The following is a 24317-nucleotide window of genomic DNA, read 5'->3' on the forward strand; positions in this document are numbered from 1 at the left end:
GCTACGCTCTACACTGGCCGCCATCTAAAGTTAACTGGCATTTATCGGCTGTCATTGCGCTGGAATCTTACTCATATGTACAAGCTTCGTTCGCTATTTACCCCATTTATACTGCTGCTGGTGCTGTTAAGCCCGGCACTGAGCTACGCGGATGACAATACTGCCGCCGCAGCTCAGCAAGAGGACGCCGCACCCAAGGTCAATCCTGTGGTTGAGCTGCCGAAAATGCAGAAAATCCTCGACAAGATTAAAGGCCAGGTGTCAGGCGATACCAATGAGAGCCAGCTCAACCAGCTCAATGAGATGGCGCTGGAGCTTTCGGGTAATGCAGAAACCCTCAGCCAGTCGCTGATCCCGCAGGGGCAGCAGCTGGATGCACAGTTAGCGGTGCTCGGTCCGGCACCGAAGCCGGACAGCGGTGTGAAAGAGACGCCGGAAGTGACGCGTAAACGCGCTTCGCTGGAGAGCCAGAAAAGCAAGCTGGATGACCAAATCAAGCAGGCCGACGGCATTAAAAATGGCGCGCTGGTGCTCTCCTCACAGATCGTCAACCTGCGCCGTGATCAGTTGAAAAGCCAGCTGGCGCTCAACTCAGGCAGCATTTTGGGGCCGCGTTTTTGGGCGCCAATGGTCAGCCGTCAGGATCTGGACGGTGAGAAGATCAGCGACTTTATCGCTGAACTGCAGAACACCGCTGCGCTCTCCTGGGAACCCGGTTGGCGTTTCGGCACCATGGGTTGGTTGATTGCGGCAATGCTGGTGATGACCCTGGGCCGTCGCTACTGCGAAGAGTTTTTGGCCTGGGTGAGCATCAATAAACTGCCAGAGGGGCGCTTGCGTCGCAGCTTCCTGGCCGCGGCAATTGCCTTGACCACCCTGGCGGCCGTGGTGCTGACCTTCAACTTTATCGCGCTGGCGTTTACCCGCCGTGATGAAGTCTCGACTGACGTGCAGGATTTTGTTGAGCGTCTGGTACAACTCAGTGTCTATTGCGGTTTGATCGCCGGATTAGGGCGAGCCTTCCTGTCCACGCGTCGTCCGAGCTGGCGATTGCCCGGCATCTCCAATGAAGTCGCACAGGCGCTGAAGCCGTTCCCGCCGATTACGGCTGGATTGGTGTTTATTTTCCAGACAGCGGAAGCCTTTAACTACAGCGTTGGCACCAGCCTGAACACCACTATTTTCGCGAACGGTCTGACGGCGCTGCTGATTGGCACCACCGGTATGGCGATCAGCATGCGTACCAATCGCGTACGCCGCCGTATGGTGCAAGAGGGCAATGCGCCAGAAGCGCGCCCGACCATTGTTGGACTGGTTCAGCTGGCGCTGACGCTCACCGCGCTCGCGATATTGATTTCACTGATCATCGGTTATGTCACGCTGGCCCGCTTCCTCGGTTATGAGGTGATTTGGTGCGGCATTCTGTTTGGCTCGTTCTACTTCCTCAGCCATTTGATCAATGACGGCTGTGAAAGCCTATTCTCCACCAACAATGCCACCGGCAAACGTCTGCAGACCTCATTAAACATTGATGAGCGTTATCTGCAGCAGGCGGCTACGCTGCTGGGCGCAGTTGGTAAAACCGCACTGATCGGTATTGTGGTGCTGGCGCTGCTAAACGGCACCTTCGCCTCTTCAACGCCGATCGAGCTGATTCAGAAAGTGATTGAGTTCTGGGGCGGCAAAGGGCTGGAGTCGTTGAACATCGTGCCGGCGCATATGGTGAATGCCATTCTGTGTCTGGTGGTGGGCATCTACGTGCTACGTTCGGTGCGTCGCTGGCTGGATAAAGATTTCCTGCCCAAAACCACCATGGACGTGGGCATGCGCGTGTCGCTGGTGACGCTGTTCAGCAATATCGGCTATGTGCTGATCATTCTGCTGACGCTGTCGATCATGGGCCTGCAGTGGAACAAACTGGCGTGGATCGTCAGTGCCTTGTCGGTCGGTATCGGTTTCGGCTTACAAGAGATCGTGAAGAACTTTATCTCCGGTTTGATTCTGTTAACCGAGCGGCCGGTAAAAGTGGGCGATCTGGTGAGTATTAGCGGCATTGAAGGGGATATTCGCCGTATCAATGTGCGTGCCACCGAGATTCAGCTCAGTGATAAATCCACGGTGATTGTGCCGAACTCACAGTTCATCTCACAGAACGTGCGTAACGCCACCATGGGCAATGCACAGGGTGTTGTGACCATTATGTTGACCTTCCCGCTGGATATTGATCCGGTGCGCGTGCGTGAGATTCTGCTGGAGGTTTACCAGGAGAACGAGCGCATTCTGGAAACGCCTGAGCCATCCGTCTCATTCAAGGATTTGACCTCTGCGGGCATCGTGTTGAGCGTCACCGGCAACGTGGCGGGCCAGCGTCAGATCTCCAGCGCTAAGAGTGACCTGCTGTTCGATATTCTGACGCGCCTGCGCAAAGAGGGCATTGTGCTGTCCACACCGCAGACGATGATCATTGAACGTCGAGCCGTGCCAGCGGCCACGCAGGAAGAGGGCGAGCAACTGCCATAATCCATTGGGCGGCTCTCGGGCCGCCCATTAATTTATCAAGCCTTAACCGCCCAACCTTTCTGTTTGCTGGTTTTGCCGATCCCCGGATTAAAGGTATTGGTCGGATCCAGCTGACGATAAAACGCCTGCAACTGCGGTTTTGCCTGATACAGATGCCCGACGTTATGCTCAGCCGGATACTCGGCACCGCGTTCGCTGAGGATCGCCAGCATCTTCTCCTTCAACGCATGCGCATCCACGCCTTTCTTCACGATGTAATCCTGGTGGAAGACATGACAGAAGAAGTGGCCGTAATAAAGGCGATGACTAAGATCGTTATCAAACTCCGCCGGTAAGCGCTCAAACCAATCCTGATCGTTACGACGCAGCGCGATATCCAGCGCCAGAATATCTTCCACTTCATCCGCATGCACCGCGTGGTAGCGCACTGCGGCACCGGCAGCGGCGAAGCGATGCAGGAAAGCATGTGCGCCTTCCTTGCCGTCACAGGCAAAGAACTCGCCACCGCCTTCGCGGAAGTATTCGTGCAAATACTCCTGCGCTTCCGCTACGCCTTCACCGGACATTTTCAGCATCAGGTGATGCTCAAACTTATCGCGATACTGCTTCATACGTTTCGGCAGATGGGCAGGCAACCAACCGCTGATGCGCTGCAATACGCGATCGGTGAAGTGCGGTTTAACAAAACTCAGCTTACCCAGCCAGGCATCCACCCGACCTTTCAGCGTGAAGAACAGTGGCATTTTGTCGGTGCCGAGCTTATCAATCATCACAAAAGTGTCTTTGCCGTACACTTCGGCGATGTCGAAAATGTCGCGGTGCATGTATTCGCCCGCTACCGGTAAGTTTTTAAACTCGGCCAGGATATGGCGGCGCAGATCGCCCAATACCGCTGGATCGTTAGTACCGATATAAAACACCTGCTGCTTCGGTTCGCTGGGGAAGGTATCAAGACGCACGGCGAATACCGCCAGTTTGCCCGCGCAACCCGAAGCCTCGAACAGGCGGCGCTCATCGGCGTTGAAGCGAGCGGGTGTATCCGCATGGATATCGCGCACGCGTTCTGCATATTCATGATCTGAAGCATGACGTTCATCCCAGCGCACATCGCTCTGCTGCCAGCGATCGTCATCCAGTCGACCGAGCATCTCTTCCGGCGAGTGGCCGAGATCCATGCCGAGATGATTGACCAGCTTCAGTTTGCCGTCGGCATCAATCTGCGCATAAAGCGCCATTTCGCTGTAGGCCGGGCCGCGTTTGATCAGTGAACCGCCGGAGTTATTACAAATCCCGCCCATCACTGATGCGCCGATACAAGAGGAGCCGATCACCGAGTGTGGTTCACGTCCCAGCGGCTTAAGGGCTTTTTCCAGCTGATAAAGGGTGCTGCCAGGGAAGGCCAGAATCTGATTGCCGCCATCAATCAGCTGCAATTTATCGAGGCGCAAAGTACTGATGATCACCACCGGGCGATCATAATCATTGCCGTTAGGCGTGGAGCCTTCGGTCAGGCCGGTGTTGGCGGCCTGCATCAAAATCACCGCATCGGCCTGCACCAGCGCCTGCAATATCCGCCACAGTTCCAGCAAGGAGCCGGGGAACACCACCGCCAGCGCATCGCCTTCACCGGAGCGGAAACCCTTACGATAGCGTGCGGTTTGTTCCGCCTCAGTTAACAGGTGTGAAGGGCCGACGAGGCGGCGCAGTTCAGCCAGCAGTGTAGGGTGTGAGGTGTTGTTATTCATGAACCTGTCCTTGTCGTTAACGTTGCGCATCTACTTTAGCACGCGTCAACGGCATGGTCGCGGTGTGACATCGGTGGCTACCTGCTATCCTGAACTTGTGGCACACTGGCCCGGTTATTTCGATATTGCGCAGTCACTTAAGAGAACCCGACCTGATGAAATGGATTTGCTCTGTTAGCCTCGCTGTTTCCCTTGCCATGCAGCCTGCCTTCGCAGATGACCTGTTTGGCCCCCATCCGATGACTGAACAGGCGCGTGACGCCTTTGTTAACCAGCTGCTCGGCAAAATGACCCTTGATGAAAAAATCGGGCAGATGCGCTTGATCAGCGTGGGGCCAGACACGCCGAAGGAGGCAGTGCGCGACATGATCCAGCACGGTCAGGTTGGCGCAATCTTCAATACCGTCACGCGTCCGGATATTCGCGCGATGCAGGATCAGGTGATGCAACTGAGCCGCCTGAAAATTCCGCTGTTCTTCGCCTATGACGTGGTACACGGCCAGCGCACGATTTTCCCGATTCCGCTCGGCCTCGCGGCCAGCTGGGATCTGGATGCGATCGGTGAAGTCGGCCGCATCTCCGCTTATGAAGCCGCCGACGATGGTCTCAATATGACCTGGGCGCCGATGGTGGATGTTACGCGCGAGCCGCGCTGGGGACGCGTGTCTGAAGGCTTCGGAGAAGACACTTTCCTGTCCTCGCAAATGGGCAGCGCGATGGTGAAATCCATGCAGGGCAAAAGCGCCGCCGACCGTTATTCGATCATGACCAGCGTGAAGCACTTCGCTGCCTATGGCGCAGTGGAGGGCGGACGTGATTACAACACTGTGGATATGAGCCCACAGCGCCTGTTCCAGGATTATCTGCCACCGTACAAAGCTTCGCTGGATGCGGGGAGTGGCGGCGTGATGGTAGCGCTCAACTCCCTCAACGGCACGCCAGCGACGGCGGATGGCTGGTTGCTGAAAGACCTGCTGCGCGGTGAGTGGAAATTTAAAGGCATCACTATCAGCGATCATGGCGCGATCAAAGAGTTGCTGAAGCACGGCGTGGCTAGCGATCCGCAGGATGCGGTGCGTATTGCGCTGAAGTCCGGCATCGATATGAGTATGAGCGATGAGTACTACAGCAAATACTTGCCTGGGCTGGTAAAGAGTGGCGCCGTTACCATGGCGGAGATCGACGATGCCGCGCGTCACGTGCTGAACGTCAAATATGATATGGGCTTGTTTAACGATCCCTACAGCCATTTAGGGCCGAAAGGCAGCGATCCGCAGGACACCAATGCCGAGAGCCGTCTGCATCGTGCAGAAGCACGTGAAGTGGCGCGTAAGAGCATCGTGCTGCTGAAAAACTGGCATGAAACCTTACCGCTGAAAAAAGACGCCACCGTGGCGCTGGTGGGGCCATTGGCTGACAGCCAGCGTGACATTATGGGCAGCTGGTCAGCCGCGGGCGTGGCGAAACAGTCGATTCCGCTGCTGCAGGGTGTACGCAATGCGATGGCGGGCAAAGGCACCGTGCTGTATGCCAAAGGGGCCAACATCACCGATAACAAAGGTATTCAGGACTTCCTCAACCTTTACGAACAGGCGGTTAGCGTGGATAAACGCTCGCCGCAGGAATTGATTGATGAAGCCGTTGCCCAGGCGAAGAAAGCGGATGTCGTGGTCGCCGCTGTGGGTGAAGCGCAGGGGATGGCGCATGAGGCCTCCAGTCGCAGTGACCTGGTGATTCCGCCAAGCCAGCAAAAACTGCTGGCGGCGCTGAAAGCGACCGGTAAGCCGTTGGTGATTGTGTTGATGAACGGTCGTCCGCTGACAGTCGTCAACGAAGATCATATGGCTGATGCGATGCTCGAAACCTGGTTCAGCGGCACCGAAGGGGGGAATGCGATTGCGGACGTGTTGTTTGGCGACTACAACCCATCGGGCAAGCTGCCGATGTCCTTCCCGCGTTCCGTAGGACAGCTGCCGATTTACTACAATCACTTGCCAACCGGGCGTCCGTATAACTTCGCCAAGCCGAACAAGTACACCTCGCACTACTACGATGCGGTGAACGGTCCACTCTATCCGTTTGGTTACGGCCTGAGCTACACCACCTTTACGGTGTCACCAGTGAAGATGTCTGCGAAAACCATGCCGCGCACCGGCACAGTTGACGCGAGCGTTACCGTCACCAACACCGGCAAACGTGATGGTGCCACGGTGGTACAGATGTATCTCAACGATCCGGTGGCCAGCATCAGCCGCCCAGTGCAGGAGCTTCGTGGCTTCAAACGCATCATGCTGAAAGCGGGCGAGTCACAGACCGTAAGCTTTAAGATTGATGTGGATGCACTGAAATTCTGGAATCAAAAAATGCAGCATGTCGCCGAGCCGGGCAAATTCAACGTGATGATTGGCCTCGATTCGGTACGCACCCAAGACGGGCAGTTTGATTATCTGTAAGCGTTAGTTGTCGCCACTTTGTGGAACGGTGCGGTTTGTCGCAGGATGAATCGCACCGTTACCCCTGGCAGTATATGATAGGCCCGAGCTTATTCTGCCAACGGGCATAACCGACAAACGTCATGAACCTCCGCAATCGTATCCAGCAGCAAGTCTTTCGTCTTAACGGCCTCGCACTCAACGAATTCGATATTTCGCAGCCGCTGGGCGATCCGGGTTTGTTTGGTCCTGACCATGTGATCTGGCGCGTGCACGGCGACTTTCCTTCGATGTTATGTGGTGGCATCAGCGCCTTGATGTTGCAAATGCTGCATCCGGCCGCGCTGGCGGGGGTGTGGGATCACTCTAACTTTCGTCAGGACATGCTGGGCCGTCTGCGGCGCACCAGCCAGTTTATCGCCGTCACCACTTTTGGTAACACGGTGGACGCCAATATCCTGATCGAGCGCGTTAAACGCATCCATCTGCGCGTCACCGGTATTGATAACGCCGGGCAACCCTATGCTGCCAGCGATCCGCATCTGCTCACCTGGGTACACGTCGCCGAAACCAGCCGCTTCCTCGCCGCGCATCTGCGCTACAAAAATCCGCAGCTCTCACTGGCCGAGCAGGATCGCTATTACGATGAAGCGGCGCTCATCGCCGAAGCCTTAGGGGCGGAAAAGGTGCCGAAATCGGTACAGGCGGTGGACGCTTATCTGCAGGCGATGCGCCCGGAACTGATTTGCGATGAACGCACGCTGGAAGTGATGCAGCTATTAATTAATGCACCGGCCCCAAGCTGGCAGGCGAAACCGGCGATGCGGGTGATGCTAAAAGCCGGGATGGGGTTGTTACCGGACTGGGCGCAACAGCAAATTCAGCAGCCGATTAGCCCGTTGACACAGTGGCGCGTGGATAAAGAGATCGCGGTGATTGCCGGTTTGCTGCGCTGGTCGATTCAGCGCGGGGCTTATTCCCGCGCCATGCAACGTATGGGACGCTAACGCTACAAATGCAGCTCGTCCTGCTTTTTGGTGTAGGTGCGCGGTGTGCGGGCTTCACGTTTAAGGGTGAGCTGGCGCTGCTGATAATGATGAAACAGCATCCCTAATCCCACTCCCATCAGCGCTAATGGCAGCAAGCTGTAGTAAATGTCGATGGGTAACAACACCAATAGCACCGCACCACCGAGCATAAACGTGAGCGCTGACATCACCCATGTATAGCGAAGAAACAGCCACACTAAAATCGCGAAAATCACGACATCGCGCAGGTTCAAATCGAGGTTTTGCAGCACCATGCTGAGCAGCTCCGCAAGGAGGAATGTGCAGACAATAGCATGCGAGGCGGCAAATGAATCGCGAATTAATTTGAAGTTTGTCAGGGCGTTGTGCTGGCATTCATCAGTCATTCTCACGCTTCCTGACTGCACTTTGAGAGTTTTACCCTTGTGTCACATGGTGCGAGTGCCGATCCTGCTCTATTCTCAGGGAAAATGGATCCCTCAAGGCTTTGTCGAGGCGTTATGACACACCAACCTCTGATTGCTGAGGTGCCAAATCAGCAAAACACACTGACCGCCATCGTCGAACAGGATGCGCGCACGGCCTACTTTTACATCTGGCCCAACGATCTGTTTCGCAGTCAGTATGCGGTGCGCGGCTGCTGGCTGCGCAATCTGTTGCCTGCACCGGCGCGTGAAGATCGTGAAGCGATGGAGCAGGGCATTGCGCCTCTGCTCAGCGCAGAGTATTGCCGCACCTTAGAAGCCGAGCCGATGCTCGACCCTGCCGGTCTACAGATTTTGTGGGAACCGAGTGATGACGGTGCAGCCCTGTGGTATTACGGCCAACTGCTGGCGGTGATCCCCGGCTGGAGTCTGTATCAGGATAAGCAGGTGAGTTTCTCTGCTGGCTGCATCAAAGAGAATCGCCTGACCGCACCGCTCGGATCCGCTTCCACCAATGATTACTATGCACGCGCCGAGCAGCAGCGCCACTTCTGGCGTGACTGGCATGACGGCCATTTATGGGATGTTGTGCAGCATGAGCTGATGCAGTGCTACCAGGCGCAGTTTGGTGAGTCGGTAAAGTATTACGCTATCGATCAAGGGAGCTGGCCGCCAATGGCCATCTCTCAGCACTGGCACAATGGCGTGTGGGTTTTTCTCACGCTGGGTATGGGGATTCGGCCCATGCCGCAGGTGGATTACCTGTTTGATGAGCTGGCCCCGCAGTACCGCCGTGTTGAGCTGGCGATGGCAGTAGACGGTGAAGTGATGACCGAAGCCAATGCGGTGCAGATGGCCAGCGCGCTGGCGGAATTCGCGCACTTGCCGTGGGCGCGGCTGACGTGGATTGGCGAAGGGCACACGCTGGCATCGGAAGTGGCGCCGGTGGGCTTCGAGAGTTTCCTGCTGGCCAATGGCTTAGCACCGGAAGTTGCCCAGTTCCGACTGCCCAAGCGCGATGGCGATCGTCCGAATCTGCTGTGGGCGACACCGATCACCGAAGCGGAACGTCAGTTTGCTCAGGCCGACGATCGCGGTGGACAACAGCTGCTGCAGCGTTTGCAGGCAGAAGGTAATGACCATGTATTTCGGCCACGTCAGGAAGTGGTGGATCCGCCGCAATAGCCCTCTCTGCGGGCGGTTGCCCGCACCCTGATGAGTAAGCGCAACGTTAGTCACCCTCCTAATGATCACCTAAATCAACTATTTGCATTTTTGTGATCTTGCTCACCTCAAGTTCCTCTGTAACACGCCGTTAACCTCGATCAGGCAACTCGCCAACCAGGGTAAGGGCACACTGATGTTAAAAACTACACAATCTCGTTTTACCGCGACGTTGGTCGCATTTTTCGTGGTGCTGATGCTGGTTACCGTGGTGGTGATCAATCAGTTTGTGGCACCGCAGTTGAGTCAAAACGAAAGCCGATTAGTGCGCTATGAGGTGGATGGCCTGGCGGGACGTATTGTCGAACAGATGAACCGCGTGCAGGCGCAGCAACGTGCCATTACCGAAGCCGCAGGCGTGATGGATAGCGCGGCCATCGACAACTTGCTGCCTGCGCTGGTGAACCAGTATCAGGACAGCAACGTGTTTGGCGGCGGTATCTGGCCGCTGCCTAATCGCCGCGATCCGGCGAAGGAAAAAGACAGTTCGTTCTTCGCCCGTAACGCCAGCAACCAGTTACAGGTCAACACTTACTGGAACTCGGATGCGGCCGACAAATACTGGGAGCAGCCGTGGTACAAAGACGGTATGGCCGCGGCCAAAGGGCAATGTGCCTGGGCTAAAGCCTATCAGGATGCGGCCAGCCCGCAGCCGCGTACCAACTGTGCGATGGCGATTTATCGTGATGGCACGGTGTGGGGGGTATCAACCATCGATGTAACGCTCGGTTTCTTCAACCAACTGGCGAAACAGATGGGCGACGCCATTCACGGACGTGTGTTGATCGTTGAAGCGGATGGCAAAGTGGTGGGCAACGCCGCACTGCTGGAAGGTGCACCGAAGCTGGAAAATCTCGCGGATACGCAGCTGCCGATGGCGGGCGCGCTGAAAGGTCTGCTGAGCCAGGCAGGTCATCAGCCTACGCAAACCACCTTTAAAGGCGAAGATGGCGAGCACACGCTGTTTCTGCAGGCGATCGCCGGTAGCCCGTGGTATCTCGCCAGCGATGTGCCGTCCAGTTTGCTGGATGCGCAAACCCACAGCATGCTGACTCGCCTGGGCCTGGTGCAGATCCCGCTGGCGGTGATCCTGCTGCTGGTGCTGCTCGGCTTCGTGCGCGCCATGATGAAACGTCTTAGCCTGCTGAACCGCAATATCGAAGCGCTGTCGACTGGCGGCGCGGATTTAACTCAGCGTCTGCCTGCCAGCAACAGCCCGGAATTTAACGCGGTGGCGCAAAGTTTTAACCAGTTTATTGAGTATCTGCAGGGGCTGATGCGTCAGGTGGGCGACAGCGCACTGGCGATTACCTCTGCCTCGCGTGAAATTGCCAGCGGCAATGCCGATCTGTCTGCGCGTACTGAATCGCAGGCCAGTTCGATTGTCGAAACCGCCGCGTCAATGGAAGAGCTGACCGGCACGGTACGTCAGAACGCCGACAATGCTACCCACGCCAATCAATTGGCGGACGGTGCCTCGCAGGTGGCGGCGCGCGGAACGGACGTGGTGCGTCAGGTGGTCACCACCATGGGTGCGATTAATCACTCATCCCGTAAAGTGGTGGATATCATCAGCGTGATTGACAGCATCGCCTTCCAGACCAATATCCTCGCACTTAACGCGGCGGTGGAAGCGGCCCGAGCGGGTGAGCAGGGGCGTGGATTTGCTGTGGTGGCGTCAGAAGTGCGTAATCTGGCGCAGCGCTCCGCTAACTCGGCGCGTGAGATCAAGAAGCTGATTGAGGAGTCGGTGGCCAATATCGATACCGGCAGCCAGCTGGTGGAACAAGCCGGTCAAACCATGGATGAGCTGATGCAGGGCGTGAGCAGCGTGACCACCCTGATGAGTGAAATCATGTCTGCCAGTCGCGAGCAAAGCATGGGCATCGAGCAGGTTAATCTGGCAATCACGCAGCTGGATGGCAGCACCCAGCAGAATGCCGCGCTGGTCGAGCAGGTGTCGGCTGCCGCACGCGCCATGGAAGAGCAGAGCGTGCAGCTGGAGCTGGTGGTGCAGAGCTTTAAGTTGTAAGGCTGGCCGATTTACCACAAGTGATAACGCAGGCTGGTGCCGCTCAGGGGCTGGCGGTCCTCGCGCCGCTGACGCGGTACCCTCACGTCATTCGTCCGCCTTACGGACCGGCTGGGATGGAACATCCCTGTTCCAGCCCAGCCTTTCGACCGCATCCATGCGGTCTCTCCTGGCAGACTCACTCTGTTCGGCGCTGCGGATTGCCTGCCCCTGAGCGGCACCAGCCTGCTTCTGATCTTAGGTGTGGTTTGTTAGAAAAGGCTCCGTGCTTCAGGCTTGAACGGATTGGTAATTCAAAAGGTTTAGCATCAGCGCTGAGGTTTTGATGTTGGGCTTGGGTGCACAGGCACGATGCGCTGATGACGTGCGTTTCTGCTTTAGGGCATCTCACGGAAACGCGTTGCGGATCTCTTCACGCGCGGCATGGCGAGTGGCATTCGCCACCGTGCCGCGATCCACCAGTTTCCCCTGCAACAACAGATTGTAAATCGACGACTGTGGACGATTGAGGCGGTTCTGGATCAGTTGGATCGCTTCATAACCCAGCTCGCGACAGGGCACCGCAAAGCCGGTGATGGGCATCTCTGGCGATCCTTCCAGCCGGCTGGCTAGATCCGTGGTCATCAGCGAAATGTCTTCGGGAATGCGCAAGCCGCGTGACAGCAGTGCATTCTGCACGCCGTTAATAATGCCTTTGCCGCCTGGCAAAATCACATCAGGCCACTGATCGCGTGGGTGCGTATCCAGCCAGTGATTCAGTGCGATCTCGGTGTCATGCGAGGAGTAGGCTTCGATGACAATCAAATCCTGCTGGGCATTAAACGGCATATGAAAATGGCGGTAGGCGTCTTTGATCCCTTCCAGACGCAAAAACAGCGTCTCACGTCGCAGACAGGTGACGGTCAACACCCGGCGGTGGCCTTGCTCAAACAGATGCTGCATAGCGCTGAAACCAATCGCCCGATGATCGGGTGACACCGCATCCAGCCGCATATCTTTATCACGAGAGTTAATCAGCACACAGGGTTTACCGAGTGACGCCGCCAGACTGAAGATCGCTTGATCGTCGGTGCCGATAATGATGATGGCGCTGATGTTTTTTGCTGCGGCTTTTTCCAGAAACAGCTTCACATCGGCGCGCTGTTCCTCCAGTGGGCAATAGCTGATATGCACATCATGCGACGCGCAGGCCTCAGCAATCCCGCGTGTCACTTCATGGTAAAAGTGATCGCCGCGTGGGGTGAAAGTGCGCCCTGGGGCAAACACCACAATGTCATTGATCAGCAGGCGACCACTCACCATTTCCTGCAATACACCTAGCCTGCGCGCGCAGTCGACAATCGCCTCACGCGCTTTTTCGCTGGTGTAGGATTTCCCGCTCAACACGCGTGAAACCGTACTCACTGAGTAGCCGGTGATTGCTGAAATTTCGTCCATTCTGAGCTTGCCAGCCATAGTGTGATCCCCATCCCAATCAATTTTTGCAAATTTTTGCAGACGCAGTGGACTGATATTAAGACGGTTTTACATTTGGTTCACAAACTCCTTTATCGCTCTGCGAGCATTCTCACAAAAACAGATTGTCCGACCCGCAGCGCTTTTTTATGTTCCTCGCAGACACCTCAACAGCGGTTATCGGCGGAGAATCTCCATGTTAAAAATTGCGATAGTGGGCATGGGCAATATTGCCAATTCACATATCCAGGCGTTTCTGCAGTTTCCTGAGCGCGGCAGAATTGTCGCGGTAGCGGACGTGTATCCCGAAAAAGCGCGGGAGAAATTGCAGCGCTACGGCCTGCTCGATGTGCGGGTTTACCAGGATCACCGCGAGATGCTGGCCGAGGGCGCAGATATCGACGTGGTCGACGTCTGTACGCCGCCTTATGTGCATGCGGAAAACACCATTGCGGCCCTGCAGGCGGGCAAGCATGTGCTGTGCGAAAAGCCTATGGCGGCCTCGCTGGAAGAGTGCGATGCGATGATTGCTGCGCAAAAAGCCAGTGGCAAAATTCTGTCAGTGGTGGCGCAGAACCGCTTCACCGACGCGTTCTGGCAGTTGAAAGCGGCAGTGGATTCGGGCCTGGCGGGCAAAATTTGCCACGCGCAAATCGATTCATTCTGGTGGCGTGGCCATTCGTACTACGACCTGTGGTGGCGCGGCACCTGGGAAAAAGAGGGCGGCGGCTGCACGCTTAACCATGCGGTCCACCACATCGATGCCATGCAATGGATGCTCGGTGCGCCCAGTGAAGTGGTGGCGATGATCGGCAACGTGGCGCACGACAATGCCGAAGTGGAAGATCTCAGCGCCGCGATTTTCCGCTATCCCAACGGCACGCTGGCGCAGTTGACCGCTTCTGTGGTGCATCACGGTGAAGATCAGAAAATCGTGCTGCAGGGTGAGAAAGCACGTCTCTCAGCGCCGTGGAAAGCGGTCGCCATGCAGGCGGCAGAGAATGGCTTCCCGGAAAAAGAGAACAATCTGGCGCTGGAGCAGGAGCTGGATCGCCTGCATGCCAGCACCGCAGCGCTCACCTGGACACTGCACGCCGGACAGGTCGATGACTTCTTCTCAGCGATCGAACAGCAGCGTGCACCGCTGATTGATGGTGAGCAGGGCAAACGCTCGCTGGAACTGATTACCGCCATCTACAAGTCGGCCATCACCAAAAGCACCGTCTCGTTACCGATCCCCAAAGAGGATGCTTTTTATCGCACTGGCGGGCTGATCGCTCATGCGCCGCACTTCTATGAAAAACAGGCTTCGGTAGACAACTTCGCCGATGTTGATGACATCCCATTGGGTAAAAACTTTGCGTGAGGAAACAACCATGAACAAACAGGATGGCATGAACTACGCGCCGAAAGGCAAACCACAACCGGTGGTGCAGCCGGGGGAATTTATCATTGCGGCGGCAGGACTGGATCACGGCCACATTTACGGCATGTGCAATGGCCTGACCGAGGCCGGAGCCACGCTGAAGTGGGTATACGATCCCGATGCCGCCAAAGTCGATAAGTTTGTGCAGCAGTTCCCGCAGGTGCAGATCGCCGATTCGCTGGAGACCATTCTGGCCGATACGCAGGTACAACTGGTGGCAGGTGCGGCGATTCCGTCGGAACGCTGTGCGCTGGGGCTGAAAGTGATGGCAGCGGGCAAGGATTACTTCACGGATAAAGCCCCGCTCACCAGCCTGGAACAGCTGGAAGACGCCAAAGCGATGTGCGCTAAAACCGGGCGCAAATATGCGGTGTATTACAGCGAACGTCTGCACGTGGAGAGCGCGGTGTTTGCCGGACAGCTGGTAGAGAAAGGGGCTATCGGCCAGGTGGTGCAAACTTTGGGTACCGGCCCACATCGTGAAGGCACCGGACGGCCCGACTGGTTCTATCAGCGTCGCTATTTCGGCGGCATCCTGTGTGACATCGGCAGCCATCAAATTGAGCAATTCCTCTACTACACCGGCAACAGCGACGCCACGGTGGTGGCGAGCCAGGTGCGGAATTTCCGCCATCCACAGCACCCGCAATTTGAGGACTTTGGCGATGCGATGCTGGCTGGCGAGAACGGCGCCACCGGCTACTTCCGCTGCGACTGGTTTACGCCGGATGGCTTATCCACCTGGGGTGATGGGCGCATGACGTTGCTCGGCACGGACGGTTATATCGAGATCCGCAAATACACCGATCTCACACGCGGTGAGCAGGACGTGGTGTATCTGGTGAACAAAGAAGGAGAGTTCCGCTATGCCGTTTCCGGTGAAGTGGGCTTCCCGTTCTTTGGACAGCTGATTAACGACTGCCTCCATCGTTCAGAGCACGCCATGACGCAAGCCCATGCCTTTAAGGCGGCGGAACTCTGTGTCAAAGCGCAGATGCTAGCCAATGCGGGATAGCATCCCGGCCCTATAAGTTGATTTCCAATTCTGTTGATAACAACGGCGGCAGGGCATAGCACCTTGCCGCTATTACATACCCTACCAGAACAGGAATCGGATCGATGGTTAAACCTACAGAACGTCGCGTCGGTTATGGCGTCGCGATCGGCTACGGCCTGACGGATCTCTTTGGCGGCGGTGCCTTTGCGGTGATTGGCACCTGGTTGCTGTTTTTCTATACCACCTACTGCGGATTATCGGTGTTTGAAGCGGGCTCGATATTTGCCATCGCCCGCGTCATCGATGCGATATTAAGTCCGATCATGGGCTACATTACTGACAACTTCGGCAATACCTGGCTGGGGCGAAAATTTGGCCGCCGCCGTTTCTTCCTGCTGATCTCCTCTCCCTTAATGCTGCTGTATGGCGCGCTGTGGGTGACGGATATGGGCTACTGGTACTATCTCGGCACTTATCTCACCATCGAACTGCTGTCGGCAATGGTGCTGGTGCCGTGGGAAACCTTGTCCTCGGAGATGACCAATCGCTTTAGCGAGCGCACGCGTCTTTCGGGCGTGCGCCTGATGTTCTCAGCGCTTGGCAGTTTCCTTGCCGTCTCAGTGCCGGGCATCATCATGACCTATACCGGCAAAGACAACGCCATTACCTATACGCTGACCGGCGTCATCTTCTCGGTGATTTACTGCGTGGCGGTGTTTATTACCTGGTTGACCACCTGGGAGGCCAAAGATATTCAGCCGGAAGAGGATGTGGCGCAACATTCGGCGCGCCAGGGGAGCCTGAAGGCCCACCTAAAGTATCTGTTTGTCGATTTGGCATCGTCATTCAAAATCAAAGCCTTTCGTCAGCATCTGCTGATTTATATCTGCTCCTTCACCGCGATGGATGCCTTTCTGGCGGTGTTCACCTATTTCGTGATCTACGGCCTGAAGCAGGATGCCTCACTGGCTTCACTGCTGCTAAGTAACATGATGTTTATGTCGATTCCCGGCACTTTCATTTTCATGATGCTGCTTGGCCGCTTTAATATGACGCCCTCCAACGCGCTGCGTATGTCCTACCTGAGTATCGTCGCTATCTTCCTGTTCCTGTTTGCGGTTTATCTGTGGCAATGGCAGGTGCCCACGCTGCTGTTCAGCGCAGTCTTTCTGTTTTTGGGCATCGTGCGCGCCGGGCTGTTTTACATTCCGTGGAACATCTACAGCTTTATTCCCGATATTGATGAGATGGTGACCTGTAAGCGGCGTGAAGGGATATTTGCTGGTGTCATGGTGTTGACGCGTAAAAGTTCGGTGGCCATCGCCATTTTCATGATTGGCATCGTGCTGCAGGAGAGTGGTTTTGTGAAAGGCAACGGTGCGCAACCGGAGAGCGCCATCCATGCGATTGTCGGGTTGATGGTGTTTGTCACCACGGCACTGCTGGCGGCGAGCTTCTGGCTGACCTTTAAATTCAAACTGACGCAGCGTAGCCATAAGTTGCTAATCAAAGAGGTGGCGCGCCGCAAACTGGGTGGCACGGCAAGAGGTTGCGATGCTGAAACGCGTGTGGTGATTAAAGATCTCACTGGCTATGAATATGATGAAGTGTGGGGCGCAAGCCGGCATACAACTGCCCGCGATACGACAATCGAATCCGAGCTAAAACTGAAGGGGCGGCTTTAAGCGCGAATGCCTGTCAGGTAATCACTCAGTCAAATCAGGCTGCCCTTTAAGAGGGGGCCGCCTTATCTGTGCGCATAGGCGGAATTGAGCGGTCAGAGCGTGGCGACGACAGACTCAAGGCGGCCCGGGACTGTGCACGCCTCCGCATCCTGGCTGATAACGATGACGACTTTATAGCGCCCATGGTTGGCCGATTTGAATTCTACATCCTGAGTCGTTACCGCTTTGTCTGATGACTGCTAAGCTTAAATTTCTCTACTTAAGCGCACGGAATGTGCGCGATTTCCTCAGTTTCAGTCTTTGAGGTTGTGTACAATAGCTGAGAATTATCTGAAGGAGTTGTCATGCCCGCCATTGAAGTTATTCTCGTCGACCACCTCGATCGTCCCACCGGCAAGATGGAAAAGCTGGAAGTACATGAGAAAGGATTGCTGCATCGTGCGGTGACGGTCTACGTGTTCAATTCGCGCCATGAACTGCTGCTGCAACGTCGTGCAAACGGTAAATATCATTGTGGCGGCTTGTGGAGCAACACCTGCTGCGGCCACCCTTATCCGCAGGAATCGACCCGGGATGCCGCTGAACGTCGCTTGCGTGAAGAGATGGGGATGCAAGTAGCGCTGACGCCAGTGTTCGAACTGAGCTACAACCTGCCATTAAGCAACGGTCTGACCGAGCACGAGTATGGTCATGTATTCTTCGCCACCAGTGATATTGAACCCAACCTGAATCCGGAAGAAGCGGATGCCTGGTGTTATCGCTCGATTGAGCAGATTCAGCAGGAGATGCTGGATCAACCCGAACAATTTACGCCCTGGTTCCTGCACACCTTCCCGCGCATTCCCCATACGTTTGGCGATTTCCGCCTGACCGCATAAAAAACGCCCCTTAAGGGGGCGTTGTTGTCTCAAGTGAAGTCTTCCGCATCCACATCGTAGCCTGAGGGCTCCCAGCGGATCGCCAGCAGCGCCAGCAAGCCAATCAGCGGGGCGAGGAAAATCACCCAGAACACGCCGGTGCCGAATGCCGCCACCAGTAGTGGGAACAGGAACAGCGACACGGTTGAACTGCCGCGCATCAGCGTCTGGTTAAAACCAACCCCCACGCCGCGCAGTGAAGCAGGGTAGCTCAGCGAGGCAAAGGTCATGGTGTGTGAGCCCGGACCGAACCCCTGACCAAACAGGAACAGCGCCAGCATCGCAATCGCCAGTGCCGCTTGTTCACCGCCTTCCGGGCGACCAATCAGCGCTAACCCCAGAAGGGCAATGCACTGACAGCTGTAACCCGCCACCGACATCTTCCACGCGCCGAGACGCGGCACCAGACGCACGGCCAGCAAGCCACCCACGAAAGCGAACAGCAGATTCAACGCCAGCGACACCAAAATAGTGGTCAGCATCGATTGCGCAAAGAAGCTGGAGATGATCACCGGCAGGCCAAAGGCCACCGCGTTATAAGCAAATGATGAGGCGATGGACGTCACGGTTGCCAGTATGGTTCGACGACGATAAACCCCCTGCAGCAGCGCGCCATAGTTACGCCAGCTGGCTTTGCGCACCGGCTTGGCCTGCGTCAGTTCGGCATCTTCCGCGACATGGGCATTGATGTTGTAGGAGCGCTGCAGGATCTGCGCGGCGCCGTGCAGGTTGCCCTGATTGGCCGCCCACACTGGAGACTCACTCATATAACGGCTGCGAATGGCAATAATCAGCAGCGCAGGTACCGCGCCGAAGCCGAGGATCAGTCGCCACAACCAGTCGGTGTGACTTTCCGGCAGCACCGCATACAGCAGCAGCACCAGCAGATAGGAAATACTGATTGCCGCATACCAGGTGGGACACCACATTGCCACGCTGGCGGCCTTATTCCCTTGCCCGCGCAGTTTAGAAAACTCGGCAAGAAACGCCATGGCGACAGGAAGATCGATGCCCACGCCCAATCCCATCACAAAGCGTGCACCGCCCAACACGTATTCGTTCGGGGCAAAGGCGCAGGCCAGCGCTGCAACCACAAAGAAGAACATATCCGCCATAAACACGCGGTAGCGGCCAATTTTATCGGTGGGATAACCGCCAATCAGCGCACCCACAATCGCGCCGAAGGTAATCGCGGAGGCCACCATCCCGGTGCCGGTCGGCGTCAGGTTAAATTCGCGCGTGACATCTTTGATACCAAAGGCCAGTGCGCCAAGGTCGTAGGCATCGAGGAACACACCGCCGAGGGCGATGGCCACCACGATGCGCGCATTGCTGCGAGACTCGTTGCTGTTGTTCACGAGATTCGATACGTCAGCCGCGCTGCGAATCCATTTGGTTTCGCCAGTCGGCGTATTCCCTGCCAGCGCCACGTGCGCCGGAGAAGCTAAGTCGGACATGATGTTATGTATTTTATTGTAAAGAGTGGGACTATGAGAATAAGCCTGTACCTACGCATTAAAAATTCCATTTGGTTATATGTCCTGCGAATGGGTTATAAGCAATGCGCATTAAATAGCAGAAAAAGCTCGAACTGAGGCGCTTGACCGCCCCCATCCTGTTTCGCCAGGCTACGCTTGATAGTCACAGACTGAAAACATAAGCAGAGGACAGCGGCATGATTAAGCAGGGTTTATTGGGGATGATCGCATTAGCGATGAGTGTGGGCGCTGCAAATGCGGCCGATCCGGTTAAGGTCGGTTCAAAGATAGATACGGAAGGCTCGCTGTTAGGCAACATTATTCTGCAGGTGCTGGATAAACATGGGGTGAAAACCGTTAACAAGATCCAGCTCGGCACCACGCAGGTCGTGCGCGGAGCCATCACCGCAGGTGAACTGGATATCTACCCGGAATACACCGGCAACGGCGCTTTCTTCTTCAGTGATGAGAAAGATGCTGCCTGGAAAAATGCGCAGCAGGGCTATGAGAAGGTGAAAAAGCTCGATGCGGATAAAAATCATCTGGTGTGGTTAACCCCTGCGCCCGCCAACAATACCTGGACCATCGCGGTGCGCGGCGATGTGGCACAGAAAAATAGTCTCAACTCCCTCGACGATCTCAGCGCCTACCTGAAAAAAGGCGGCACCTTTAAACTGGCGGCGTCGGCGGAATTTATCGAACGCAGCGATGCGCTACCCGCTTTTGAAAAAGCCTACAACTTCAAGCTGGATCAGTCACAGCTACTGTCGCTGGCGGGCGGTGATACGGCGGTAACCATCAAAGCGGCGGCACAGCAAACCTCTGGCGTCAACGCAGCCATGGCCTATGGCACCGATGGCCCGGTGGCGGCGCTCGGTTTGCAAACGCTGACCGATCCCAAAGGCGTGCAGCCAATTTATGCCCCTGCGCCAGTGATTCGGGAAAGCGTGCTGAAACAGTATCCGGAGATCGGTAACTGGTTGCAGCCGGTGTTCAGTAAGCTGGATGAGAAAACCCTGCAACAACTCAATGCACAGATTGCGGTTGATGGTCAGGATGCCAGCCAGGTGGCGAAACAGTGGCTACAGCAGAATAAGTTGCTGTAAGCGGTGCCGTTACTGTTATCAAGACCGCGCCAGCAGCCGGTGCTGCTGGTGTTAACGCTGCTGATCACGCTGGCTCTGGCTACCTTGCCGTTACTCAGTTTCGCCGCCAACCGCCTGGTGTCCGGCCAGCCGCTAATGCTGTGGCAGGTCACGCAATCCTGGCTGTTGCTGCTGCCGTTACTGTGGCTATGGCAAGGGTTGTGGTGGAAGCCACGGCGTCGCAATCTGGTGATGGCATTGCTGGACGCTGAGATTCTGTTTGCGCTGCTGATCTTTATTGGCGGGCAGACGGCGGCGCAGCTGGCTAACAGCGGCAGCCCGCTGGCACGCACGGCCTTTGGCAGCGGTTTATGGTGTGCGGCGGCGCTGGCTTTATTGCTGGCCGCTGAGGCTATCCGCCAGCTCACGGCCAGCACGCCGTGGCGAATTCTGCTGAATCTGCAAATCTGGATTGTTCCGCTGCTGTTATTGCTCAGCGGTCACCTCGACCATCTCTCCCTGATGAAAGAGTATGCCAACCGTACGGCGGTGTTTGATGCGGCCTTTAGCCAGCATCTGCTGTTGCTGGGCGGCACATTACTCCCCACGTTGTTGATAGGTTTACCGCTGGGATTAGCGATTGCCCGACGACCGCGCTGGCAAAGTGCCGCTTTCAGCGTACTCAACCTGATCCAGACTGTGCCTTCCGTGGCGCTGTTTGGCCTGCTGATTGCGCCGCTGGCGGGGCTGGTGGCTCACTTCCCGGTGCTGGCGAGTTGGGGCATCAGCGGCATTGGTCTGGCGCCCGCGCTAATCGCGCTGGTGTTGTATGCGCTGCTGCCGCTAGTGCGCAGCGTGGTGGCCGGATTGCAGCAGGTGCCGCAGGAGGTGCGCGAAACCGCACGCGGTATGGGCATGAGTGCACTGCAACAGTTCTGGCACGCCGAACTCCCGCTGGCGCTGCCGGTGTGGCTTTCGGGCTTGCGTGTGGTGGTGGTGCAAACCATTGGACTGGCGGTGGTCGCGGCGCTGATTGGTGCCGGTGGCTTTGGCGCCATTGTATTTCAGGGATTACTCAGCAGCGCACTGGATTTGGTGTTGCTGGGCGTGATTCCGGTGGTGGCGCTGGCGGTGGTGTTTGATGCCGCATTGCGTTTACTGTCGGCACTGCTGGAGAGAACCGATGATTGAGTTTCACCAGGTAAGCAAAATGTTTGCGGGCAAAGCAGCGGTGCGCGATCTCACTTTGCATATTGAGAAGGGCAGTTTCACCGTGCTGATCGGCACCTCCGGCTCGGGCAAATCCACCACGCTGAAAATGATCAACCGGCTGGTGGAGCATGACAGCGGCGAAATCCGCTTTGCCGGTGAACCGATTGAACGCATGGATGCACGTGCGCTGCGGCGGCGTATTGGCTATGCCATCCAGTCGATTGGCCTGTTCCCGCACTGGAACGTGGCAAAGAATATCGCTACCGTGCCGTCACTGCTCGGCTGGCCGCAGGCAAAAATTCAACAGCGCGTAGAGGAGCTGCTGACGCTGCTCAATCTGGATACGCATCTGGCGACGCGTTTTCCCCATCAACTTTCCGGCGGACAACAGCAGCGGGTTGGCGTGGCGCGCGCGCTGGCCGCCGATCCCGAATTGTTGCTGATGGATGAGCCCTTTGGCGCGCTCGATCCGGTGAACCGCCAGGCACTGCAACAGGAGATGCTGCGTATTCAGAAGCTGTCAGGACGCACGGTGGTGCTGGTGACGCACGACATCGACGAAGCGCTGACGTTGGCGGATCAACTGGTGCTGATGGACGGCGGTGAAATCGTGCAACAGGGCAAGCCGATTGAGTTGCTGACGCAGCCTGCCACGGATTTCGCCCGCGAATTCTTTGGCCGCAGCGAGCTTGGCGTGCGACTGCTGGCATTGGGACGTGCTGGCAGCGCCGCGCGGCGCGGCGAGTGGCTGGACGGTGAGCCAATAGCCGCGCACCTGACGCTGCGCGAGGCGCTGTCACAGTTTATCGCTCGGCGCACCGACAAACTGCCGGTGATCGATCAACATCAACAGCCGTTGGGTGTCCTGCACTTCAGCGATCTGCTGCGCCAGCGGGAGGGGATCTGATGCGTGTCTGGCGCGATCCACTGTACTGGCTGCTGGCGGTGTTTCTGCTGCTGCTGTGGGGGTTGCCGCATAGTGCACCGCTGTTTGCCCACTGGTTCCCGCAGCTGGAACGTCCGTTGTATCAGCAAGAGAGCTTCTGGCGGCTGGCCCTCGCACATCTGTCATTGGTGATCAGCGGCAGCGCACTGGCGATTTTTTTTGGCGTAGGCAGTGGTGTTTTTGCGACGCGACGCGCCGGGCGGGCGTTCAGGCCGTTACTGGAGACGCTGGCGGCAGCGGGGCAGACCTTTCCGCCGGTAGCGGTGCTGGCGATAGCCGTGCCGGTGATGGGCTTTGGCGCGACACCGGCCATCATGGCGCTGTTTCTTTACGGGTTGTTGCCTATTTTGCAGGGAACGCTGGCAGGTTTAGACAGCGTGCCGGACAGCAACCGGGAAATTGCCGTGGGGCTGGGCATGGGGCCATGGCGGCGCTTATGGCAGATTGAGCTGGCGTTGGCCGCACCGGTGATCATGGCAGGCGTGCGTACCTCTGTGATGATCAGCATCGGCACCGCGACCATCGCGTCGACAGTGGGCGCAGAAAGCCTGGGCTCGCCGGTGATTATCGGACTGAGCGGCTTTAACACCGCTTATGTGATTCAGGGGGCGCTGCTGGTCGCCCTGTTAGCACTGATTTGCGACCGCATGTTAGAACGCGTGCAACGTCAACTCAGTGGCTGGGAAGGATAAGGCTGTAGCCCACCAGCATCATGCCACCCATGCCACCAATGGCCATCACGGCAAACAGGGAGCCAATGAGAATTTTATTCCAGTTCATAAGAGAAACCTGAGAAGAGTCATGGAGTGCGGCATGATAACGCGCACACCCGGCGAGGCAAAGGCCGTGTGTGCGATTTTTTGTCAGGCGGGATCGTGAATGTGAGTGGCAAACCCTTGTGCCTGCCAGTGTTCAAACTGCTCCAGTTGCCGACGCGTCGGTTTTTTACCGGTCCAGATAAACAGATTCTGACCAGGGAACAGCTCAGGACGCGGCATATCCAGCGGCTCGGCTAAGACATCCATACGCCAGCCCTGCTGCGACAAGCGCCAAGCTTCAAGCCACAGGCGGGTGCGATCTTCCACGCCCCAGCCAATCATCAATGCATCTTTGCCGGCTTTTTTACGGCCGCCCGCCAGACAAAACGCCACGTAATCTATTAGCGCGCCATCCAGCAGGCTGCACATGGTACGGGCGGTGTGTTGATCCAGTCCCAGGCGCTGGCGCACGGGAACAAACACGTGATCGATCAGCGCATCCACCGGATGTTCGCGACCAATGGTGGCAATTTTGGTGCGCAATTTAGCCGGACGAACGTGACGCAGCACGCTCATCAGTTCTTCCTGCAGCGCGGTCCAGCCATCGTGCACATTAACGGTTTGGCCTTCCAGCAGGGCTTTCACCTTGCCAACAGGCACACCGCTTTCTATCCAGCGCTTGATCTCCTCAATGCGCTGAACATCTTCATCATCAAACTGGCGATGACCGCCTTCTGTACGCTGGGGTTTTAATAAACCGTAACGGCGCTGCCAGGCGCGTAGTGTTACCGGGTTGATTCCACAGCGTTCGGCAACATCACCGATACTGTATAAGGCCATGGCGTCCTCGAAAATTCTGACCTGCATTACAACACCTTAACCGCCTCGTTTGGGTTGTACAACTCTTTTATATTTGTACAACTTGACGTTTTAAGCAAATTGAGGCTTTATT

19 protein-coding genes are annotated in these 24317 nt (G+C 56.6%); 13 read left to right on the forward strand and 6 right to left on the reverse strand.

Annotated features, from left to right (window positions below; translation table 11 throughout):
* The first annotated feature begins 75 nt into the window (after positions 1–75).
* Entirely contained in the window at positions 76–2520 is a 2445-nt protein-coding gene (locus QMZ65_RS21295) for a DUF3772 domain-containing protein (protein ID WP_097117358.1), read from the forward strand.
* 35 nt (positions 2521–2555) lie between these two features.
* On the opposite strand, the gene dld is transcribed toward QMZ65_RS21295, so the two are convergent.
* The gene (gene dld, locus QMZ65_RS21300) at positions 2556–4265 is read right to left on the reverse strand and encodes a D-lactate dehydrogenase (RefSeq protein ID WP_160832564.1); all 1710 of its coding nucleotides are present in this window, start codon (positions 4263–4265) and stop codon (positions 2556–2558) included.
* 155 nt (positions 4266–4420) lie between these two features.
* Here dld and bglX point away from each other — a divergent pair, with 155 nt between their 5' ends.
* Positions 4421–6718 carry a beta-glucosidase BglX gene (gene bglX / locus QMZ65_RS21305; RefSeq protein WP_160832563.1) on the forward strand — a complete coding sequence of 766 codons (2298 nt, stop codon included), beginning with the start codon at positions 4421–4423 and terminating at the stop codon, positions 6716–6718.
* Positions 6719–6840: 122 nt separating this feature from the next.
* The gene (locus tag QMZ65_RS21310; RefSeq protein ID WP_160832562.1) at positions 6841–7704 is read left to right on the forward strand and encodes an oxygenase MpaB family protein; all 864 of its coding nucleotides are present in this window, start codon (positions 6841–6843) and stop codon (positions 7702–7704) included.
* A 2-nt stretch (positions 7705–7706) separates the two neighbouring features.
* Here QMZ65_RS21310 and QMZ65_RS21315 read toward each other — a convergent pair whose 3' ends face one another.
* Positions 7707–8111, reverse strand: a complete 405-nt coding sequence (locus QMZ65_RS21315; RefSeq protein WP_237448726.1) for a hypothetical protein — start codon at positions 8109–8111, stop codon at positions 7707–7709.
* A gap of 114 nt (positions 8112–8225) precedes the next feature.
* Between QMZ65_RS21315 and QMZ65_RS21320 the strand changes: the two genes are divergently transcribed.
* Positions 8226–9335: a suppressor of fused domain protein gene (locus tag QMZ65_RS21320; RefSeq protein WP_160832561.1), complete on the forward strand. Its 1110-nt coding sequence runs from the start codon at positions 8226–8228 to the stop codon at positions 9333–9335.
* 175 nt (positions 9336–9510) lie between these two features.
* Positions 9511–11406 (forward strand): methyl-accepting chemotaxis protein, encoded by a 1896-nt coding sequence (locus QMZ65_RS21325; protein WP_097117347.1) that lies wholly within the window; start codon positions 9511–9513, stop codon positions 11404–11406.
* Positions 11407–11793: 387 nt separating this feature from the next.
* Here the strand turns inward: QMZ65_RS21325 and QMZ65_RS21330 are convergent, their stop codons facing one another.
* A complete protein-coding gene (locus QMZ65_RS21330; protein WP_160832560.1) occupies positions 11794–12861 on the reverse strand; it encodes a LacI family DNA-binding transcriptional regulator in 1068 nt (355 codons plus the stop codon).
* A gap of 196 nt (positions 12862–13057) precedes the next feature.
* Between QMZ65_RS21330 and QMZ65_RS21335 the strand changes: the two genes are divergently transcribed.
* From QMZ65_RS21335 to idi, 4 genes are all read left to right on the forward strand, one after another.
* Positions 13058–14227 carry a Gfo/Idh/MocA family protein gene (locus QMZ65_RS21335; RefSeq protein WP_283216640.1) on the forward strand — a complete coding sequence of 390 codons (1170 nt, stop codon included), beginning with the start codon at positions 13058–13060 and terminating at the stop codon, positions 14225–14227.
* Positions 14228–14237: 10 nt separating this feature from the next.
* A complete protein-coding gene (locus QMZ65_RS21340; protein WP_283216641.1) occupies positions 14238–15302 on the forward strand; it encodes a Gfo/Idh/MocA family protein in 1065 nt (354 codons plus the stop codon).
* Between the two features lie 104 nt (positions 15303–15406).
* Positions 15407–16969: an MFS transporter gene (locus QMZ65_RS21345; RefSeq protein WP_166933113.1), complete on the forward strand. Its 1563-nt coding sequence runs from the start codon at positions 15407–15409 to the stop codon at positions 16967–16969.
* Positions 16970–17313: 344 nt separating this feature from the next.
* Complete coding sequence (idi, locus tag QMZ65_RS21350; protein ID WP_097117336.1) at positions 17314–17847, forward strand: isopentenyl-diphosphate Delta-isomerase; 534 nt, start codon at positions 17314–17316, stop codon at positions 17845–17847.
* A 29-nt stretch (positions 17848–17876) separates the two neighbouring features.
* Here the strand turns inward: idi and QMZ65_RS21355 are convergent, their stop codons facing one another.
* On the reverse strand, positions 17877–19343 hold the full coding sequence (locus QMZ65_RS21355) for an MFS transporter (RefSeq protein ID WP_283216642.1): 1467 nt from the start codon (positions 19341–19343) through the stop codon (positions 17877–17879).
* A 218-nt stretch (positions 19344–19561) separates the two neighbouring features.
* Here QMZ65_RS21355 and osmF point away from each other — a divergent pair, with 218 nt between their 5' ends.
* From osmF to QMZ65_RS21375, 4 genes are read left to right on the forward strand one after another with little or no spacing between them, the layout of a single operon-like run.
* Positions 19562–20470, forward strand: coding sequence for a glycine betaine ABC transporter substrate-binding protein OsmF (gene osmF, locus QMZ65_RS21360; RefSeq protein ID WP_097117333.1), 909 nt, complete (start codon positions 19562–19564; stop codon positions 20468–20470).
* A 3-nt stretch (positions 20471–20473) separates the two neighbouring features.
* Positions 20474–21640, forward strand: coding sequence for an ABC transporter permease (locus QMZ65_RS21365; protein ID WP_160832556.1), 1167 nt, complete (start codon positions 20474–20476; stop codon positions 21638–21640).
* Entirely contained in the window at positions 21633–22568 is a 936-nt protein-coding gene (locus tag QMZ65_RS21370) for an ABC transporter ATP-binding protein (protein WP_211728131.1), read from the forward strand. The genes QMZ65_RS21365 and QMZ65_RS21370 overlap by 8 nt, the downstream gene beginning before the upstream one ends.
* Positions 22568–23299, forward strand: a complete 732-nt coding sequence (locus tag QMZ65_RS21375; protein WP_283216643.1) for an ABC transporter permease — start codon at positions 22568–22570, stop codon at positions 23297–23299. Before QMZ65_RS21370 ends, QMZ65_RS21375 begins: the two co-directional genes overlap by 1 nt.
* Here QMZ65_RS21375 and QMZ65_RS21380 read toward each other — a convergent pair.
* Together QMZ65_RS21380 and QMZ65_RS21385 are read right to left on the reverse strand one after the other, a co-directional pair.
* A complete protein-coding gene (locus tag QMZ65_RS21380; RefSeq protein WP_230598998.1) occupies positions 23280–23387 on the reverse strand; it encodes a YohO family small membrane protein in 108 nt (35 codons plus the stop codon). The genes QMZ65_RS21375 and QMZ65_RS21380 overlap by 20 nt on opposite strands.
* 83 nt (positions 23388–23470) lie before the next feature.
* Entirely contained in the window at positions 23471–24205 is a 735-nt protein-coding gene (locus QMZ65_RS21385; protein ID WP_058961622.1) for a MerR family transcriptional regulator, read from the reverse strand.
* Positions 24206–24317 lie beyond the last annotated feature (112 nt).

Source organism: Pantoea sp. EABMAA-21 (assembly GCF_030053335.1).
GTDB classification, from domain to species: domain Bacteria; phylum Pseudomonadota; class Gammaproteobacteria; order Enterobacterales; family Enterobacteriaceae; genus Pantoea; species Pantoea communis.

Coding starts and splice junctions, on each gene's coding strand:
- QMZ65_RS21295 (WP_097117358.1), top strand. CDS start 76: ATGTACAAGCTTCGTTCGCTATTTACCCCATTTATACTGCTGCTGGTG.
- dld (WP_160832564.1), bottom strand. CDS start 4,265: ATGAATAACAACACCTCACACCCTACACTGCTGGCTGAACTGCGCCGC.
- bglX (WP_160832563.1), top strand. CDS start 4,421: ATGAAATGGATTTGCTCTGTTAGCCTCGCTGTTTCCCTTGCCATGCAG.
- QMZ65_RS21310 (WP_160832562.1), top strand. CDS start 6,841: ATGAACCTCCGCAATCGTATCCAGCAGCAAGTCTTTCGTCTTAACGGC.
- QMZ65_RS21315 (WP_237448726.1), bottom strand. CDS start 8,111: ATGACTGATGAATGCCAGCACAACGCCCTGACAAACTTCAAATTAATT.
- QMZ65_RS21320 (WP_160832561.1), top strand. CDS start 8,226: ATGACACACCAACCTCTGATTGCTGAGGTGCCAAATCAGCAAAACACA.
- QMZ65_RS21325 (WP_097117347.1), top strand. CDS start 9,511: ATGTTAAAAACTACACAATCTCGTTTTACCGCGACGTTGGTCGCATTT.
- QMZ65_RS21330 (WP_160832560.1), bottom strand. CDS start 12,861: ATGGCTGGCAAGCTCAGAATGGACGAAATTTCAGCAATCACCGGCTAC.
- QMZ65_RS21335 (WP_283216640.1), top strand. CDS start 13,058: ATGTTAAAAATTGCGATAGTGGGCATGGGCAATATTGCCAATTCACAT.
- QMZ65_RS21340 (WP_283216641.1), top strand. CDS start 14,238: ATGAACAAACAGGATGGCATGAACTACGCGCCGAAAGGCAAACCACAA.
- QMZ65_RS21345 (WP_166933113.1), top strand. CDS start 15,407: ATGGTTAAACCTACAGAACGTCGCGTCGGTTATGGCGTCGCGATCGGC.
- idi (WP_097117336.1), top strand. CDS start 17,314: ATGCCCGCCATTGAAGTTATTCTCGTCGACCACCTCGATCGTCCCACC.
- QMZ65_RS21355 (WP_283216642.1), bottom strand. CDS start 19,343: ATGTCCGACTTAGCTTCTCCGGCGCACGTGGCGCTGGCAGGGAATACG.
- osmF (WP_097117333.1), top strand. CDS start 19,562: ATGATTAAGCAGGGTTTATTGGGGATGATCGCATTAGCGATGAGTGTG.
- QMZ65_RS21370 (WP_211728131.1), top strand. CDS start 21,633: ATGATTGAGTTTCACCAGGTAAGCAAAATGTTTGCGGGCAAAGCAGCG.
- QMZ65_RS21375 (WP_283216643.1), top strand. CDS start 22,568: ATGCGTGTCTGGCGCGATCCACTGTACTGGCTGCTGGCGGTGTTTCTG.
- QMZ65_RS21380 (WP_230598998.1), bottom strand. CDS start 23,387: ATGAACTGGAATAAAATTCTCATTGGCTCCCTGTTTGCCGTGATGGCC.
- QMZ65_RS21385 (WP_058961622.1), bottom strand. CDS start 24,205: ATGGCCTTATACAGTATCGGTGATGTTGCCGAACGCTGTGGAATCAAC.